Consider the following 15410-nt stretch of genomic DNA (forward strand, 5'->3'; position numbering starts at 1 on the left):
AGGGCCGGGGTCGTACTGGTTCCCTTGTGTCCATGGTCGATCAGCCCTCCGCCGCGGACGCGGTACGCGGTCGCGCACCGTCCGTGACGGCTTCTCCCCCGCGCGGTATGAACCGCGGCCTCACCCTGCTGTTCGCGGTGGCCGCCGGCGCCGCGGTCGGCAACCTGTACTGGGCGCAGCCCCTGCTGGACACGATCGGGCGTTCCCTGCGCATCAGCCCCGGCGCGGCCGGACTTCTGGTCACCCTCACGCAGATCGGCTACGCGCTCGGAGCGTTCCTGGTGGTGCCGCTCGGCGACCGGCTCGACCGTCGCCGTCTCATTCCGGCGGTCATGCTGGCGTCCGCCGTCGCCCTGGCGGCCTGTGCGGCGGCGCCGGGCTTCGGTGTGCTGCTGGTCGCGCTCGCGCTGGTGGGGCTGACCACGGTGGCCGGGCAGCTCCTCGTCCCGCTGGCGGGTGATCTGGCCGATGACGATCAGCGCGGCCGCGTCGTCGGTACCGTCGTCTCCGGCATCCTCAGCGGGATCCTCGTCTCGCGCACGATCAGCGGGATGGTGGCCGACGCGTTCGGCTGGCGTGCGGTCTACGGGGTGGCGGCGGTGCTGACGGTGGTCCTCGCCGCGGTGCTGGCGCGGGTGCTGCCGACGGTCCCGTCCAAGGCGCCGGTCGGCTATGCGGCGCTCCTGAAGTCGGTCCTCACCACGGTGGGGCGGCACCGGACGGTACGGATCACGCTCGCCCTGGGCGCCCTCTGCATGATGGTGTTCACCATGTTCTGGACGTCCCTGACGTTCCTCCTCAGCAGCGCCCCGTTCGACTACTCGGTGACGCGGATCGGGCTGGTCGGGCTCGTCGGCCTCGCGGGCGCGCTCGCCGCCCAGCGGGCCGGTCGCCTGCACGACCGGGGATGGTCGGTGGGCGGCACCGGTGCGGCCCTGCTGCTGGCGCTGGCCTCGGTCGCGCTCGCCGGATTCGGCGGCCGTTCGATCGTCGTCGTACTGATCGCGGTCCTGCTGCTGGACGTGGGTGTCCAGGGGTGCAACGTCCTCGGCCAGACCCGGCTGATGAGCGTGGAACCGCAGAGCCGCAGCCGGCTGAACACGGCCTTCGTCACCGGTAACTTCCTCGGCGGCACGATCGGTTCGGCGCTGGCGTCCGTCCTCTGGCAGAGCGGCGGTTGGGGTGGGGTGATGGGGGGCGCCGGGTTCCTCCTCGCCCTCGCGCTGACCGTCTGGGCGGCCGCCCGGCGGACGCTGTCCGCTGTCTGACCCCGGGCCGGACGCGGCCGCGCGCTGAAGGGCCCGGGATCGTGGGCCCTTCAGCGCGCGGTGGCGGTCAGCGGTGTCGCCGCGGGGAGCGCGGCTACTTCAGGGTGTACGACTCGGCGGCCGGCGAGACCGCCGCCGGGCGCACCACGACGAGCCCGCCCGGGGCCTTCGCGTCGGGCTTCAGGATGACGCTCTGCCGGGTGGAGGGCGCCTTCGGGTCGGTGAAGTCGTGGGAGATCCCGAAGTCGCTGCCGTACCCCGTGATGGTGAGCAGCGCCTTGTCGACGCCCTCGCGGGTGAGGTCCTTGGCGTCGCAGGCCTTCTTCAGGGCCTCGCCGTACACGGAGGCGGCGGTCCAGCCGGCGACGACGCCGTTGTCCAGGCCGTCCTTCGGGTACGCGGCGGCGTACTCCTTGGCCAGCTTCGAGGGTCCGGCGCCCGGGTCGCCGATGGGCAGGGTGGAGGCGGCCACGTAGTAGTCGCCGAGCAGCGCGGGGCCGGCCTGGGTCGCGAGCAGTTGCGGGGCGAAGGCGGAGTTGTTGCCGACCACCGGGACCTTGAAGCCGGTCGCCGCGGCGACGCCGACCAGGGAGGCCGCCTGGCGGGGGCCGGCGCTGACGATGATCGCCTTGACGCCCGCCTGCTTGAGGGCGGAGACCTGGGCGGTCATGTCGTTGTCGGTCGGCTTGATCTTCTGCTCGACGACGGTGAGGCCGGCCTGCTGGGCCGCGTACTTGGCTCCGGCGAGCGCGTTCTCGCCGTAGTCGCCCTCGAAGTACACCTGGCCGATCTTGTCGCCCTTGGCGATGCGCTTCTCGCTGACCAGGTAGTCGACCAGGTTGATCGTCTCGATGTCGTACGTGGCGCCGATGACGCGGACGTACGGCGAGCCGAGCAGGTTGGCCGACCACGCCTGCGGCAGCACCACACCGTGGTCCTGACCGTCGATGCGCTGCTCGACGGCGGCGACGAACGGCGAGCCGATGAACTGGGTGAAGCCGAGGACGTCGGGCTCGAGCTCGGTGTAGGCGGCGATGGCCTTCTGCGGGTCGTAGCCGTGGTCGCGGACGGTCAGTTCGATCTTCCGGTCGCAGATGCCGCCGGCGGCGTTGGTCTGCTTGACCCAGAGCTGCTGGGCCTGGGTGACGCTCTTGCCGAGGGAGGCGTAAACCCCGGTCATGTCGGTCAGCGAGCCGAGGGTGATGGCCGATTCGGTGACGCCCTGGCCGGTCTTGACGCCGCCCTTGTCCGCCTCGGTGTCCTTCCCTTCGGTGGCTTTTCCGCTGCACCCCGCGAGGGTGAGGGCGAGAGCCGCCACAACGGCTCCGAGCACACGCTTTCTCATTTCTTCTCCCCTGATTTCTTCGGACGCGTAAGGCCGCCGGGCATGAACAGGACCACCGCGACGATCGCGGCGCCGTAGAGATAGCGGGACGCCTCACCGGGTGCGATACCGCCCGTACCGGGGGCGGAGACCAGCGGGAGGGACTCGCTGTAGTGGGTGAGCACCTGCGGGAGCAGGGAGACGAAGGCGGCGCCGACCACCGCGCCGGCGACGCTGCCGAGACCGCCGATGACGATCATGGCGAGGTACTCGAGCGAGAGGACCATGCCGAAGTACTCGGGGACGGTCCGCTGGAAGACCAGCGCGAGCAGCACGCCCGCCAGGCCCGCGTACATGGACGAGAGGACGAAGACCCCGGCGCGGTACCGGGCGACCGGGACGCCCATCACCCCTGCGGCGATGCGGTGGTCCCGGATGGCGTTGAGGGCCCGGCCGGGCCGGCCGCGCAGCACGCCGCGGGCGAACAGGCCGCTGAGCAGGAGGACGGCGAGGGCGAGGTACCAGAGCTTCTCGGAGGATTCGAACGGCACGGCGGCGACGAGGAGTTCGGAGTCGTCGAAGGTGAACCCGAAGAGCGACAGCGGGGGCACGGCACGGCCGTTGAAGCCGCCGGTGAGCGAGCCCGCGTTGAACAGCACGTGCTGGCCGATGAAGATGAGCGCGAGGGTGGCGATGCCGAGGTAGGCGCCGCGCAGCCGGCTCGCGATCGGGCTGAAGATCCCCCCGGCCACTCCGGCCAGCGCCACGGCGAGGATTGCCGCGAGCCAGGTCGGCAGGCCGAGTCCGGTCAGGCTGTGGCCGTTCTCGTTGCTCGACCCACCGGCCAGGACGCAGTATCCGTACGCGCCGACGGCGAGGAAGAAGGCGTGCCCCATGGAGAGCTGCCCGGTCGCGCCGGTCAGCAGGTTGATCCCGATCGCGCCGATCGCGGCGGCCATGGCGAACAGTCCGGCCTGGAGCCAGAAGCGGTCCAGGTAGAACGGGAACACCAGCAGCAGCACCGAGCCGGCGAGCCAGAGGTAGGGGCGCGGGCGGCGCGCGTAGGCGCCGTACGCGCGGGCCGAGGGGGTCGTGATGCCCGGAGCGGCGGACGGGGTGACCGCCCGGTCGCGCGGGACGTCCGGCGTGGTCTCAGACACGGGCCGGCTCCTTCGTACCGAAGAGTCCGGCGGGCCTGATCAGCAGGACGATCAGCATCACCAGGTAGGGGGCGAGGTCGCCGATGCCCCGTCCGAGGAAGGAGAGGTCGCTCTGGTAACCGGTGGCGAAGGACTCGGTGACGCCGACGAGGAGTCCGCCGGCGAGGGCCCCGGTGGTCGAGTCGAGGCCGCCGAGGATCGCCGCGGGGAACGCCTTGAGGGCGGCGAGGGAGGTGGCCCGTTCGAGTCCGGGGGTGGGGAAGACGGTGAGGAAGAGGGCGGCGACGGCGGCGAGGGCCCCGGCGACCGCCCATGCGGCGAGGGAGACCCGGCCGAGCCTGATGCCCATGAGGGCTGCGGTCGGCGGGTTCTCCGCGGCGGCCCGCATCGACACGCCCCAGGAGGTGAAGCGGAAGGCGAGCAGGAACGCGGTGATGAGCAGCGCGGCGGCGACGAACGCGGCGATCCTCGTCTGGGCGAGGGTGACCCCGCCGACGGTGACGACGCCGTCGCCCCAGGGATCGCCGAGCGGGAGTACGTCCGTGCCCATGCGCCGGGTCAGTTCGGTGGTGAGCAGGATGTCGACGCCGATGGTGACGATCGCCAGCACACTGTGGTCGCTGCCCCGGTAGCGGCGCATGACGAGGAACTCGACGGCGGCGCCTACGACCGCCGCGCCGGCGATGCCGACGGCGAGGGCAGGCCAGAAGCCGATGTCGTCGTGGAGCACCGCGGTGACGTATCCGCCCGCCAGGAGCAGGGAGGCGTGCGCGAAGTTGACGACCTCGGTCGCCTTGAAGATGACGACGAAACCGAGGGCGATGAGGGCGTAGACCGATCCGATGGAGAGGCCGCCCAGGAGGAGTTCGACGAAGGTGGTCATTCCTGTTCTTCTCCCAGGTAGGCGCTGACGACGGCCGGGTCGTTCTGGACCTGGGCGGGGGTGCCGTCCGCGATCCTGCGTCCGAAGTCGAGTACGGTCACCGCGTCCGCGAGCCGCATCACCACGCCCATGTCGTGCTCGACGAGGACGATGGAGATGCCGAGGCTGTCGCGGACCCCGGCCACCACGGCGGCCGTCCGGCGGCGTTCGTCGGCGGTCATGCCGGCGACGGGTTCGTCGAGGAGCAGTACCTCGGGCTCCATGCAGAGCGCCCGGCCGAGTTCGACCAGCTTCTGCGCGCCGTACGGGAGCGTTCCGGCGGGCCGGTCCAGTTCGGCGTCGAGGCCGATGAACTCGGCTATCTCGTGGACCCGTCGGAGGTGGCGGCGTTCCTCCCGGGCGGCGGACGGCAGGCGGAGTCCGGCGGCGAGGAACCCGGAGCGCATCAGCCGGTGCCGGCCGAGCAGCAGGCTCTCGGCGACGGTGGCGTGCGGCGGGAGCGCGAGGTTCTGGAAGGTGCGCGCGACCCCGAGGGCGGCGATCCGGTGCGCGGGCAGCCGGGTGATGTCGGTGGATCCGAGGTGGACGGTGCCGGAGGTGGCCCGGTAGACCCCGGAGAGCACGTTGAAGGTGGTCGATTTACCGGCGCCGTTGGGGCCGATGACGGCGTGCACGCTGCCGGGTTCGACGGTGAAGGAGACCGCGTCCAGGGCGGTGAGCCCGGCGAACTTGACGGTCACGTCGCGGACGGTGAGCGGAGCGGGCTTGGCGGGTGCGACGGTGGCGGCTGCGGGGCTCACGCGGACCACCTGCTCAGGGTGCGGGTGACGGCACTGGCCGCGCCCGCGTCCTCGGCGGCCGTCTCGTCGACGACGCCGAGGTAGCGGCGGCGCACCTCGTCGGAGGCGGCGAGTTCGGCGGCCGGGCCACCGAGGGCCACCTCCCCGACGTCCAGGACGTACGCCGTGGAGGCGAGACGCAGAGCGATCGCGGCGTTCTGCTCGACGAGCATCACGGAGGTGCCGCCCGCGTTGATCTCCCGGACGGTCTCGGCGATCTTCGCCGCCATCAGGGGGGCGAGGCCGAGGGACGGCTCGTCGAGCAGGAGCAGCCGGGGTCCGGCCATCAACGCCCGTCCCATCGCCAGCATCTGCTGTTCGCCGCCCGACAACAGTCCGGCCCGCTGGTGCGTTCGTTGGGCGAGCACCGGGAACAGTTCGTGGACGCGGGCCAGGGTGGCGGCCGCCTCCTTGCGTCCACCGCGGGCTCCGAGGGCACCGGCCCGCAGATTGTCGGCCACCGTCATCCGGGCGAACACCTGTCGCCCTTCGGGTACTTGGACCACTCCCGCGGCGACCACCTGTGCGGGCCGCAGCCCGTCCAGGGGCCGGCCGTCGAAGTGGATGGTGCCGGTGCCGCTTCCGCGGTGGAAGCCGAGGGTCCGCGACACGGCCCGCAGCAGTGTGGTCTTGCCCGCGCCGTTGCCGCCGAGCACGGCGGTGATCGTGCCGGCCGGCACGTCGACCGAGACGTCCCGCAGCGCCCGTACGGGGCCGTAGCCCACGGACAGCGAGCGGATCTCCAGCGTTGCCATGCGTCCTCCTCCTTCCGCCTTCTCGTCGTGGTGATTCCGGGCCGTCGGCGGCCTATTGGCGTACGGGCCCGTCCGGATCCGCCGCAGGCGCCGCCTCGGTGGGCGACGGGCCCCGCGGGGCCGTCGGGCGTATCGCTCCGGTGCGGCGTCCCGTGGTGCCACACACCAGCACCGGCCCCCGCCGCCCGTCCACGGGGTACGGCCGACTCGATGCGGGCGACCAGTGAGGATGGCGCGGTGTTGTGCGCGCGCACAGAGGCGGCGTGCTCGTGTCCACGAGGGGCGCGGCCGGTGTCATCCTCGCCACGACGCGCGGCCTTCCGGCTCGCGACGAAGGGGGGAACGGATGCCGCGGTGCGAGGACGGGTCTGCCCGACGACTGCTCGGCGCACTTCTGACGGGTCCCGTGACGCCGGACCTCGCCGGACGTGCGGCGGCCGCCCTGGACCTGCCGGAGCGCGGGAGGTACGCGGTCGTCGCGCTCGTGGGCGACGGGAGCGGCGTACCGCCCGTCTGCCCCCTCGACGGCGGTGACGGCGCGGGGGACGGGCCTCCGCGGTTCCTCTGGCAGCCGGGAACCGAGCGGGACACCGCCCTCGTGTCCCTCGGGGATCAGGAGCCGGCCGACCTGGCCCGGCGGCTGAACGACCGGCACGCGGGCCGGGGCGGGGTGGGACCGGCCGTCGCCGGCCTCACCGAACTGCCGACGGCCCGGCGGCTCGCCGAGGTGGCCCTGCTGACCTGCCCACCGGACGGAACCACGGTCGTCACACTGGACCGGCGCCTTCCCGCCGCGCTGATGGTCAGCCAACCGGAGTTGACGCAACGGCTGGTGAGGGACGTACTGGGCCCCCTGCTGACGCTGCCGGCGGCCGAACGCGAGGTGCTGGTGGCGACCTGGGACGCGTGGCTGGAGTGCGGCGGCTCGGCGGGGCGGGCGGCGGCCCGGCTGTACTGCCACCGCAATACGGTGCTCAACCGGCTGCGACGGCTGGAACGGCTCACCGCGAGGTCACCGGCGTGGCCGCGCGAACTGGTGGAGCTCACCCTGGCCTTGGACGCGCTCCGCCTGGCACCGCCGCCCCGGTGAACGGGGCGGCGTCGGTCACCTCAGGCGGTCCCGGGCGATGGCCTCGGCCACCCGTTCCAGCAACGGTCCGGCCTGGTCCATGGAGACGGCCGGGTCGGGTTCCACGTCCGCCAGCGCGTAGGCGCGGGCGATGCCCGCCTTCTCCAGCTCCGCGGCCGTCAGCGCCAGTCGCCCACAGACCGCGACGACCTCCACACCGGCGGCACGGGCTGCGGCGGCGACTCCGGCCGGTGCCTTCCCGTGCAGGGTCTGCTCGTCGAGCGAGCCTTCGCCGGTGATGACGAGGGTGGCACGGGCCAGCGCCGGCGCGAACCCCAGCACGTCCAGCATGACGTCGATTCCCGGGCGGAACCGGGCCCCCAGCCCCACCAGCGCGCCGTAGCCGATACCGCCGGCCGCTCCGGCGCCGGGCAGCGCGGCCTGCTCGGGGCCGAGGACGGTGGCGTAGCGGGAGAGCGCCGCGTCCAGGGCCGCGATGTCCTCGTCGGTGGCCCCCTTCTGGCGCCCGTACACCGCGGGCGCGCCCTTCGGGCCGGTCAGCGGGTTGTCCACGTCGCTGGCGAGGACGAGATCGACGGTGGCCAGGCGCGGGTCGAGTCCGGTGAGGTCCGCCCGGTCGAGGCGGGCGAGTCCACCACCGCCCGGACCGACGGGTGCGCCGTCCTCGTCCAGGAAGCGGGCGCCCAGCGCCGTCAGCATGCCCGCGCCGCCGTCGGTGGTGGCGCTGCCGCCCACGCCGAAGACGAGGGTCTTGGCGCCGTCGTCGAGGGCGGCCCGCAGCAGTTCGCCGGCGCCGTACGTGGTCGCGGTGAGCGGGGCGAAGACGCCAGGTGGCAGGTGCTGGAGTCCGGACGCCTCCGCCATCTCCACCACGGCGGTGGTGCCGCGCAGCGCGTACGCGGCGTCCACCGGTTCACCGAGCGGACCGGTCACCCGGGCTTCCCTGCGCTCGAAGCCGGCGGCGATCGCGGCCGCGACGGTGCCGTCGCCGCCGTCCGCCACGGGCAGCGTCTCCACGTGCAGGCCGGGGACCGCGCGGCGCAGTCCGGCGGTGACCCGCTCCGCGACCTGCGCCGCGGTGAGGGACCCCTTGAACTTGTCCGCCGCGACCAGCACTCTCGCGGTCGCCATCTCTGCTGCTCCGTCCGCCACGTCACATCCCTTGTCGTCGCACCTGCGTTCGGCCGCCCCGACCCTATCCGCAGCCCGTCCCGGACGCCCACGGGGTCCGGGACGGGCCGGCGGTCGCCCGGAGCACGCCCGACGGGCCGCGCGCGAGGCGTGCGGCCCGTCGTGGGGAGCGCGTGGGTTCTTCTCGTCCGGCCCGGGTGAGGGAGGTTCAGGCGGTTCTGGTGGTGAGGGAGGTGAGGTGGGCGAAGACGACGACGTTGGCGGAGTAGCCGGTCTTCTTGTCGAAGCGTCCGCCGCAGGTCAGCAGCCTGAGTTCCGGCCGGTTGGTCGCCCCGTAGACCTTGTCGTCGGGGAACTCGCTCTTCTTGTAGGTCTTGACGGTGTCGACGGTGAAGACCGCCGTCCGCCGGTCCGCGCGCGTGACCTTGACGGTGTCGCCGTGACGCAGCGCGTTGAGGTTCAGGAAGATGGCGGGGCCCGTCGCGGTGTCCCGGTGGCCCACGATCAGGGCCGTTCCGGCCTCCCCTGGTGACGGACCGTCCTGGTACCAGCCCGCCACCTTGGGCCGGTCGATCGGCGGGGCGCCCAGCCGGCGCCGGGCGTCGAGCCTCAGGCCGACGAGCGGAGCCTCGATGTAGATCGCGGGGATCGCGACCTTCACCGCCCGGGACGGGCTCAGGGGAGGGTGGGAGGCGGGGATGCGCTCGGGCATCCGGTGGGGGGCTCTGCGGAACGGCGGCGCCCCGCCGCCCGCGGCGTCGGAGCCGCGGGCGGCATGCGCCACCGCCTCGCCGGACGGATCTCCGCAGAGCCGGACGATGCCCGCCACGAGGGAGAAGGTCGCGCACAGCGTCAGGGTGAGACGGCATGCGCGACTCGGCCCCCGGCGCCGCCGTCGTCGAGTGTTATGCCTCGCCACGGGCGCGGCGGCGAGCGGCCCGGCGGGCCAGGACGAGGCCGGCGAGGCCGGCCACCCCGGCACCCACGCCCAGGGTGGTCCCCGTGTTCATGCCCGAACCACCGTCGTAGCCGGCGGCCTGGAGGGTGGCCGCGCCACCACCGCCGGCCGGGACGCCGCCGGAGGGACGGTCGCCCGGGGCGGCCTTGGTGTCGGAGGACGTGGCGTCGGCGCCCGCACCGTCGGTGGAGGCGTTCCCCGATGCCTCGTTCCCGGACGCCTGGTTGCCGGAGGAGGGCCGGCCGGAACCGTCGTTGCGCTCGCCACCCCGGGCGCCCCGGCTCTCGTCGGGGCAGTTGACGACGAAGGTCCGCTGCTTGGTCAGGCTGCCCGGGACGACCCACTGGAGCTGGTAGGTACCGTCCGGCAGCTGGTAGAGCGGGCTGCGGGCCCGGCCCTGCGAGAGGGGGAGGGTACCGGCGAGCACGTTGCCGGGCGGGACGGTCAGCGGCAGCTCGGTGATGGTCCAGGGAACTGCCTGGAGCGTCTCGAAGTTGTTGGCCGACAGCCGGAACTGGCAGATCGGTCCGCCATTGCCCCGGGTGTCGCGGCCCGCGTTGCGGATCTCCACGATGGTGAGGTCGCCGCTGTCGCCGGGGATGGCGAACGCCTCGGGGGCACAGGTGAGCGCGATTCCGGCGGCGGCGACGAGCGTGCCGGCGCGGAGCGCGTGGGTACGGGTGGAGGCGGAGAGGGGCATGCGTGACTCCTTGAAGCCAGAACGATTGTCGTACTAATGGGAGGGCACTCAAGGGATGCCACAGGTGATCCGCGAGAGGGGATCGGCGCGACCGACCAACCGTCAGAAATCCCCCCACCGGCCGATAGCCGGCGGCTCCGCTCCTCCGAACGGGCGCGGGTCGGGAGTCGTGCGCCTCCCACCGGGCGCCGGCGGCGGCGGTCACTGCCGGGGGGCCTCGGCGAGCCTCTACAGTGGCGCGGTGACCACGACTGACGACTACGCCACGTACATCGCCGGCCTGCCCCGGATCCTGGCGGGAGCGGCCTGCCTCTACCGCGACGGAGAGGGCCGGGTCCTGCTGGTCGAGCCGAACTACCGCGACGGCTGGGCCCTGCCCGGCGGGACGATCGAGTCGGACACCGGCGAGGGTCCCCGCCAGGGGGCGCGGCGCGAGAGCGCCGAGGAGATCGGCCTCGACCTGGAGCCGGGACGGCTGCTGGTGGTGGACTGGGTGCGCGGCGCGCAGCGGCCGCCGATCGCGGCGTACCTCTTCGACGGCGGGGTGCTGAGCGACGCCCAGCTGGCGTCGATCGTCCTCCAGGAGGAGGAGCTGCTCTCCTGGAAGCTCGTGGAACGTGCCGCGCTCGGCGACCATCTCCTCGGTTCGCTCGGCCGACGGGTGCGAGCCGCGCTGGACGCGCTCGACTCCGGTGCCGGGGCGGTGGAGCTGGAGGACGGCCGGCCGCCCGTCCGCTGACGGAGCGCTCCGGGGAGCCGGTGCCGGCGGCCCCCGGAAACACGGTCGCGGGGCGGCACCCCGGCTCCGTAGGCTCGCCGCATGACCCTTGTCGCGATCCTCAGCGGTGCCGGCGTCTCCACGGACTCCGGCATCCCCGACTACCGGGGCCCGGACGGGGTGTGGACCCGGGACCCGGAGGCCGAGAAGCTCGTCACCTACGACTTCTACATGGCGGATCCGGAGATCCGCCGCCGCTCCTGGCAGATGCGCCGCACCCACGCGGCGTGGAACGCCGAGCCGAACGCGGCCCACCGCGCGGTGGCGGAGCTGGAACGGTCCGGCACGGCGGTACGGGTCCTCACGCAGAACGTCGACGGCCTCCACCAGCGGGCCGGGCTCTCCGCCCGCAAGGTGGTCGAGCTCCACGGCACCGCTCATGAGGTGGTGTGCACCCGGTGCCACGCCCGCTCCCCCATGGCCGACGCGCTGCGCCGGCTGGAGGCGGGCGAGGCGGACCCGCCGTGCACGGTCTGCGGCGGCATCCTGAAGACCGCCACGGTCATGTTCGGCGAGCGGCTGGACCCCGAGGTGCTGGCCCTGGCGGTGGCGATCGCCCGGGGGTGCGAGGTCTTCGTCGCGGTGGGGACGACGCTCCAGGTGCACCCGGCGGCCTCGCTCGCCGGTGTGGCGGCCGACCACGGAGCCCGTCTGATCATCGTGAACGCGGAGCCGACGCCGTACGACGACCGGGCCGACGCGGTGGTGCGCGGGCCGATCGGTACGGCGCTCCCGGAGCTGCTGGAGCGCCTTGGGGCAGGTGGGGCGGCGGTGGGGTAAAGTGAACGGCTGCGAAGGGGAGTAGCCCCGAAAACCGGTCGTCGACACACTGGAATCCCCGGATTCCCGGTGGCCGGGCCCGTGGATCATGGCGGGTGGGCGAGACCTTCGGTCAGGTATGACACGCCCGCGCCCCCGCGGGTGCTGCGGTCATGCCGGGCCGAGTGGTCCTCCGAGAGCCCGTGCGGCGCTTCGCGAAGACCCGGGGCCCGGCCTCTCACAGAAAGCCACCCGGAATGCACCTCGACCCCCTGGCGATCCTCACCGCCTTCGGGCTCATCTTCCTCGCGGAGCTGCCGGACAAGACGATGTTCGCGTCGCTGGCCATGGGAACGCGCATGCGCCCCCTCTACGTGTGGTTCGGTACCTCGTCCGCGTTCATCGTCCACGTGGCCATCGCGGTCGGTGCCGGTGGTCTCCTCGGGCTGCTGCCCGGCTGGATCGTCAAGCTGGTCTCGGCCCTGCTCTTCGCCTTCGGCGCCTTCATGCTGCTGCGCGGCGGGGGCGACGACGAGGACGAGGAGACGGAGGTCAAGACCGTCACCGGTTTCTGGCCCGTCTACGCGACGGCCTTCATGGCCGTCTTCATCAGTGAGTGGGGCGACCTCACCCAGATCACCACGGCCAACCTCGCGGCGAGCAACGGTGCCTGGTCGGTGGCGATCGGCTCCGCCGCCGCCCTGATGTCGGTCTCGGCGCTGGCGCTGCTGGCCGGCCGTTTCATCGCCAAGCGGGTACCGCTCAAGACCGTCCAGCGGGTCGGCGGGGTGTGCATGCTCGGCCTGGCGATCTGGACTGCGGTGGAGATCTTCACCGGCTGACCCCGCACGCGGGAGCACGTACGCGTGCGGAGCCCGGTGACCGGCGCGTGGGTGGTGCCGGTCACCGGGCTCCGGCATGTGCGGGCCCGGTCGCCGCGGCCGCGCGGGGTCAGAACAGCGCCGGGGTGGCGTTCTCCGTGCCACGCTCGAATGCCAGCAACCGCTGCTTGCGGTCGAGGCCGCCGCCGTAACCGGTGAGGCCGCCCGACGCACCGATGACCCGGTGGCAGGGAACGATGATCGAGACGGGGTTGCGGCCGTTGGCCAGACCCACCGCTCGGGAGGCGCCGGGTCTGCCGAGTCGGGCCGCCACTTGTCCGTAGGAGAGCGTCTCGCCGTACGGGATGCGCTGGAGCTCCGCCCAGACGGTCCGCTGGAACGGGGTCCCCTCCAGGTGGAGTGGCAGGTCGAACGCGGTGCGCGTCCCGTCGAAGTACTCCCCCAGCTGGCGGACCGCCTCGCCGAACCCACCGGCGTCCACCTCCTCGCCGAACGTCTCGCGCGGTGGCTGGTGGCGATGGTCGGTCATGTACACGGCGCTGAGGACTCCGTCGGTGGCGACGAGGGTGAGCGGGCCGTAAGGGCTGTCGAGCAGGGTGTGCGTCCGGGTGTGCGGGGGGATGGTGGTGCTCATGGCGTACTTCTTCCGGGGTCGGGGCCTCGTGGCCGGAGCGCGGGTACGGGCCGAAGGCGCGGGCGCGGGCCGGGGTCAGGCGGGCAGGTGGTTGATGGGGTGTCCGTCGACGGTCCACAGGTACTGGACGGCGTACGCCCGCCAGGGCCGCCACCCGGTTGCCCGCGCGGTGAGCGCCGCCGGGGTCGACGGCAGGCCCAGCCGCTCGGCCGCGCGCCGGATTCCCAGGTCGGTCGGGCAGAAGGCGTCCGGGTCGCCGAGGGCCCGCATGGCGATCACCTCGACGGTCCACGGCCCGAAACCGGGCAGCGCGCCCAGTGCCGCGCGGGCCTCGTCCCAGTCGGTGTCGGCGGCGTCCAGCCGGAGCGAACCGTCGGCCAGTGCGCCGACGAGGGTGCTCAGCGTCGTGCGCCGGCTGCGCGGCAGGGCGAGTGCTTCGGGGTCCAGTCCGGTCAGCGCCTCGGGCGTCGGGAAGAGGTGGGTGAGCCCGCCCTCGGAGTCCTCCACCGGTTTCCCGTACGCCGTGACCAGCCGGGCCGCGTGGGTGCGGGCGGCGGCGGTGGAGACCTGCTGGCCGAGGACCGCGCGTACGGCGAACTCGGCGCCGTCCACCGTGCGGGGCACCCGTCGGCCCGGTGCGGCGTCCACCAGCGGGGCGAGCAGCGGGTCGGTGCGCAGTTGCCCGTCCACGGCGACCGGGTCGGCGTCCAGGTCGAGCAGGCGGCGGCAGCGGCTGATGGCGAGGGTGAGGTCGCGCGGATCGGTGAGCTGGAGGCGGCAGGCGATGTGGTCGGGGCGCGGCGAGAGCGCCACGATGCCGTGGCCGTGCGGGAGGGCGAGGGTGCGCCGGTACGCGCCGTCGCGCCACTCCTCCACCCCGGGCACGGCGGTCGCGGCGAGGTGGCCGAAGAGGTTGCTGGGGTTGAGCGGCGCGCGGTACGGCAGCCGCAGCGCGATCACGCCGGGGGTGGCGGCGGTCCTGGCACCGCGTTCGGCACGGGCGCGGAGCTCGCCCGGGGCGAGGGCGAAGACCTCGCGGACCGTCTCGTTGAAGGTGCGGATGGAGGCGAAGCCGGCGGCGAACGCCACCTCGGCCATGGGCAGCGCCGTCGTCTCGATCAGGACCCGTGCCGTCTGGGCGCGCTGGGCACGGGCCAGGGCGAGCGGGCCGGCGCCCAGTTCGGCCAGGAGCTGGCGTTCGATCTGGCGGGCGGAGTAGCCGAGGCGGGCGGCGAGGCCCGGGACCCCCTCGCGGTCGACGACCCCGTCCTGGATGAGGCGCATGGCGCGGGCGACGGAATCGGCGCGGGCGTTCCACTCCGGGGAGCCGGGGCTGGTGTCGGGCCGGCAGCGCTTGCAGGCCCGGAACCCGGCCTGCTGGCAGGCGGCCGCGCTGGGGTAGAAGGTCATGTTCTCGACCTTGGGCGGTACGACGGGGCAGCTGGGACGACAGTAGATCCGGGTCGTCAGGACAGCCGTGAAGAACCATCCGTCGAAACGGGCGTCCTTGGACCGGACGGCCCGCACGCAGCGCTCGGTGTCGGTGTGCATGCTTCAAGCATCGGTCACCCGGGGGCGTACGGCTGGCGAGAATCCGACATGGGGGTCGCACGGCGATACGGTGTCCCGGCGGGTCACCGTGCGGCGCCGGTGGGCGTACGGCCCCATGCTGTTCCGGTGACGGCCACCGATGTCCCGAGAGGTTCGACCATGTCCGATCTGGACTTCTACGCACACGTGGCCATGCGCGGCGACGTGCTGGGCACCGGCATCGGAACCCCTCCCGAAGCGTGGGACGCCTCGGTCGGACGGGATTGCCACGACGATTTCGGCAAGGGCCGGTTGCGCCGGGACTACGGGCTGGTGGAGCTCTCCTTCTCGCGGGTCGAGGGCTCGCTGTCGTGCTTCGGGATCGGTCTGCAGGTCCACCGGCTGGTCCATGGCCTCTCCGTGCCGGCGTCGCTCACGGCGGAGTACGGGGCGTTCGCGCCCCGCGTCCGGTTCGCGGAACTGCGGGCCGTGCTCGCGTCCCTGGGTTCCACCGTCGAGCCCGACGACCTCACGGGCGACGTCCATCGCTTTCGGGTGGCCGGTTCGGGGGTGCGCGTCTTCGTCGTCGACGACCCCGACCCCTACGGGGACGGTGACCATGACGCCGATGACCGGACGGCGCACCAGGCCGGCGACGTGTGGGCGTTGAGCGTCTCCCCCGGCTGGTGGAAGCCCGCGGAGCAGGTGAAGCGCGGCAACGGCCGTGAGGGGGCGGCGGCCCGCCCCTGAGGGCACGGC

Annotated in this window: 16 protein-coding genes; 6 read left to right on the top strand and 10 right to left on the bottom strand. The window is 73.3% G+C overall.

The features are described from left to right. Positions 1-32 precede the first annotated feature (32 nt). Positions 33-1268: an MFS transporter gene (locus tag PZB77_RS03930; protein ID WP_275491117.1), complete on the top strand. Its 1236-nt coding sequence runs from the start codon at positions 33-35 to the stop codon at positions 1266-1268. A 94-nt stretch (positions 1269-1362) separates the two neighbouring features. On the opposite strand, the gene PZB77_RS03935 is transcribed toward PZB77_RS03930, so the two are convergent. Genes PZB77_RS03935 through PZB77_RS03955 form a run of 5 tightly spaced genes read right to left on the bottom strand, consistent with a single transcriptional unit; the run spans position 1363 to position 6229 of the window. After that, the gene (locus tag PZB77_RS03935) at positions 1363-2613 is read right to left on the bottom strand and encodes an ABC transporter substrate-binding protein (RefSeq protein WP_275491118.1); all 1251 of its coding nucleotides are present in this window, start codon (positions 2611-2613) and stop codon (positions 1363-1365) included. Continuing rightward, a complete protein-coding gene (locus PZB77_RS03940) occupies positions 2610-3689 on the bottom strand; it encodes a branched-chain amino acid ABC transporter permease (protein ID WP_275495903.1) in 1080 nt (359 codons plus the stop codon). The genes PZB77_RS03935 and PZB77_RS03940 overlap by 4 nt, the downstream gene beginning before the upstream one ends. A 55-nt stretch (positions 3690-3744) precedes the next feature. Continuing rightward, the gene (locus tag PZB77_RS03945) at positions 3745-4635 is read right to left on the bottom strand and encodes a branched-chain amino acid ABC transporter permease (protein WP_275491119.1); all 891 of its coding nucleotides are present in this window, start codon (positions 4633-4635) and stop codon (positions 3745-3747) included. Further along, positions 4632-5435: an ABC transporter ATP-binding protein gene (locus tag PZB77_RS03950; RefSeq protein WP_275491120.1), complete on the bottom strand. Its 804-nt coding sequence runs from the start codon at positions 5433-5435 to the stop codon at positions 4632-4634. The genes PZB77_RS03945 and PZB77_RS03950 overlap by 4 nt, the downstream gene beginning before the upstream one ends. Beyond that, positions 5432-6229 carry an ABC transporter ATP-binding protein gene (locus PZB77_RS03955; protein ID WP_275491121.1) on the bottom strand — a complete coding sequence of 266 codons (798 nt, stop codon included), beginning with the start codon at positions 6227-6229 and terminating at the stop codon, positions 5432-5434. The genes PZB77_RS03950 and PZB77_RS03955 overlap by 4 nt, the downstream gene beginning before the upstream one ends. A gap of 406 nt (positions 6230-6635) precedes the next feature. Here PZB77_RS03955 and PZB77_RS03960 point away from each other — a divergent pair, with 406 nt between their 5' ends. Continuing rightward, positions 6636-7319: a helix-turn-helix domain-containing protein gene (locus PZB77_RS03960; RefSeq protein ID WP_275491122.1), complete on the top strand. Its 684-nt coding sequence runs from the start codon at positions 6636-6638 to the stop codon at positions 7317-7319. 15 nt (positions 7320-7334) lie between these two features. Here the strand turns inward: PZB77_RS03960 and PZB77_RS03965 are convergent, their stop codons facing one another. From PZB77_RS03965 to PZB77_RS03975, 3 genes are all read right to left on the bottom strand, one after another. Beyond that, a complete protein-coding gene (locus tag PZB77_RS03965) occupies positions 7335-8450 on the bottom strand; it encodes a glycerate kinase (protein WP_275491123.1) in 1116 nt (371 codons plus the stop codon). Between the two features lie 208 nt (positions 8451-8658). Further along, positions 8659-9306: a class F sortase gene (locus PZB77_RS03970; protein ID WP_275495904.1), complete on the bottom strand. Its 648-nt coding sequence runs from the start codon at positions 9304-9306 to the stop codon at positions 8659-8661. 49 nt (positions 9307-9355) lie between these two features. Continuing rightward, a complete protein-coding gene (locus PZB77_RS03975) occupies positions 9356-10108 on the bottom strand; it encodes a hypothetical protein (protein ID WP_275491124.1) in 753 nt (250 codons plus the stop codon). Between the two features lie 241 nt (positions 10109-10349). Between PZB77_RS03975 and PZB77_RS03980 the strand changes: the two genes are divergently transcribed. From PZB77_RS03980 to PZB77_RS03990, 3 genes are all read left to right on the top strand, one after another. Beyond that, on the top strand, positions 10350-10847 hold the full coding sequence (locus PZB77_RS03980; RefSeq protein WP_275491125.1) for an NUDIX hydrolase: 498 nt from the start codon (positions 10350-10352) through the stop codon (positions 10845-10847). A gap of 81 nt (positions 10848-10928) precedes the next feature. Continuing rightward, positions 10929-11666, top strand: a complete 738-nt coding sequence (locus tag PZB77_RS03985; protein WP_275491126.1) for a Sir2 family NAD-dependent protein deacetylase — start codon at positions 10929-10931, stop codon at positions 11664-11666. Positions 11667-11902: 236 nt separating this feature from the next. Continuing rightward, positions 11903-12487 (top strand): TMEM165/GDT1 family protein, encoded by a 585-nt coding sequence (locus tag PZB77_RS03990; RefSeq protein ID WP_275491127.1) that lies wholly within the window; start codon positions 11903-11905, stop codon positions 12485-12487. 109 nt (positions 12488-12596) lie between these two features. On the opposite strand, the gene PZB77_RS03995 is transcribed toward PZB77_RS03990, so the two are convergent. Continuing rightward, positions 12597-13121 carry a methylated-DNA--[protein]-cysteine S-methyltransferase gene (locus tag PZB77_RS03995; protein WP_275491128.1) on the bottom strand — a complete coding sequence of 175 codons (525 nt, stop codon included), beginning with the start codon at positions 13119-13121 and terminating at the stop codon, positions 12597-12599. Positions 13122-13196: 75 nt separating this feature from the next. Then, positions 13197-14672, bottom strand: coding sequence for an AlkA N-terminal domain-containing protein (locus PZB77_RS04000; RefSeq protein ID WP_275491129.1), 1476 nt, complete (start codon positions 14670-14672; stop codon positions 13197-13199). Between the two features lie 159 nt (positions 14673-14831). Between PZB77_RS04000 and PZB77_RS04005 the strand changes: the two genes are divergently transcribed. After that, positions 14832-15401 carry a hypothetical protein gene (locus PZB77_RS04005; protein WP_275491130.1) on the top strand — a complete coding sequence of 190 codons (570 nt, stop codon included), beginning with the start codon at positions 14832-14834 and terminating at the stop codon, positions 15399-15401. Positions 15402-15410 lie beyond the last annotated feature (9 nt).

Origin of the sequence: Streptomyces sp. AM 2-1-1 (genome assembly GCF_029167645.1) — a bacterium.
Taxonomy (GTDB): Bacteria; Actinomycetota; Actinomycetes; order Streptomycetales; family Streptomycetaceae; genus Streptomyces.

What these genes read in the sequence shown, in the direction of transcription:
- PZB77_RS03930 (WP_275491117.1), top strand. Translation starts at nt 33, where the DNA reads ATGGTCGATCAGCCCTCCGCCGCGGACGCGGTACGCGGTCGCGCACCG.
- PZB77_RS03935 (WP_275491118.1), bottom strand. Translation starts at nt 2,613, where the DNA reads ATGAGAAAGCGTGTGCTCGGAGCCGTTGTGGCGGCTCTCGCCCTCACC.
- PZB77_RS03945 (WP_275491119.1), bottom strand. Translation starts at nt 4,635, where the DNA reads ATGACCACCTTCGTCGAACTCCTCCTGGGCGGCCTCTCCATCGGATCG.
- PZB77_RS03955 (WP_275491121.1), bottom strand. Translation starts at nt 6,229, where the DNA reads ATGGCAACGCTGGAGATCCGCTCGCTGTCCGTGGGCTACGGCCCCGTA.
- PZB77_RS03965 (WP_275491123.1), bottom strand. Translation starts at nt 8,450, where the DNA reads ATGGCGACCGCGAGAGTGCTGGTCGCGGCGGACAAGTTCAAGGGGTCC.
- PZB77_RS03975 (WP_275491124.1), bottom strand. Translation starts at nt 10,108, where the DNA reads ATGCCCCTCTCCGCCTCCACCCGTACCCACGCGCTCCGCGCCGGCACG.
- PZB77_RS03985 (WP_275491126.1), top strand. Translation starts at nt 10,929, where the DNA reads ATGACCCTTGTCGCGATCCTCAGCGGTGCCGGCGTCTCCACGGACTCC.
- PZB77_RS03990 (WP_275491127.1), top strand. Translation starts at nt 11,903, where the DNA reads ATGCACCTCGACCCCCTGGCGATCCTCACCGCCTTCGGGCTCATCTTC.
- PZB77_RS03995 (WP_275491128.1), bottom strand. Translation starts at nt 13,121, where the DNA reads ATGAGCACCACCATCCCCCCGCACACCCGGACGCACACCCTGCTCGAC.
- PZB77_RS04000 (WP_275491129.1), bottom strand. Translation starts at nt 14,672, where the DNA reads ATGCACACCGACACCGAGCGCTGCGTGCGGGCCGTCCGGTCCAAGGAC.
- PZB77_RS04005 (WP_275491130.1), top strand. Translation starts at nt 14,832, where the DNA reads ATGTCCGATCTGGACTTCTACGCACACGTGGCCATGCGCGGCGACGTG.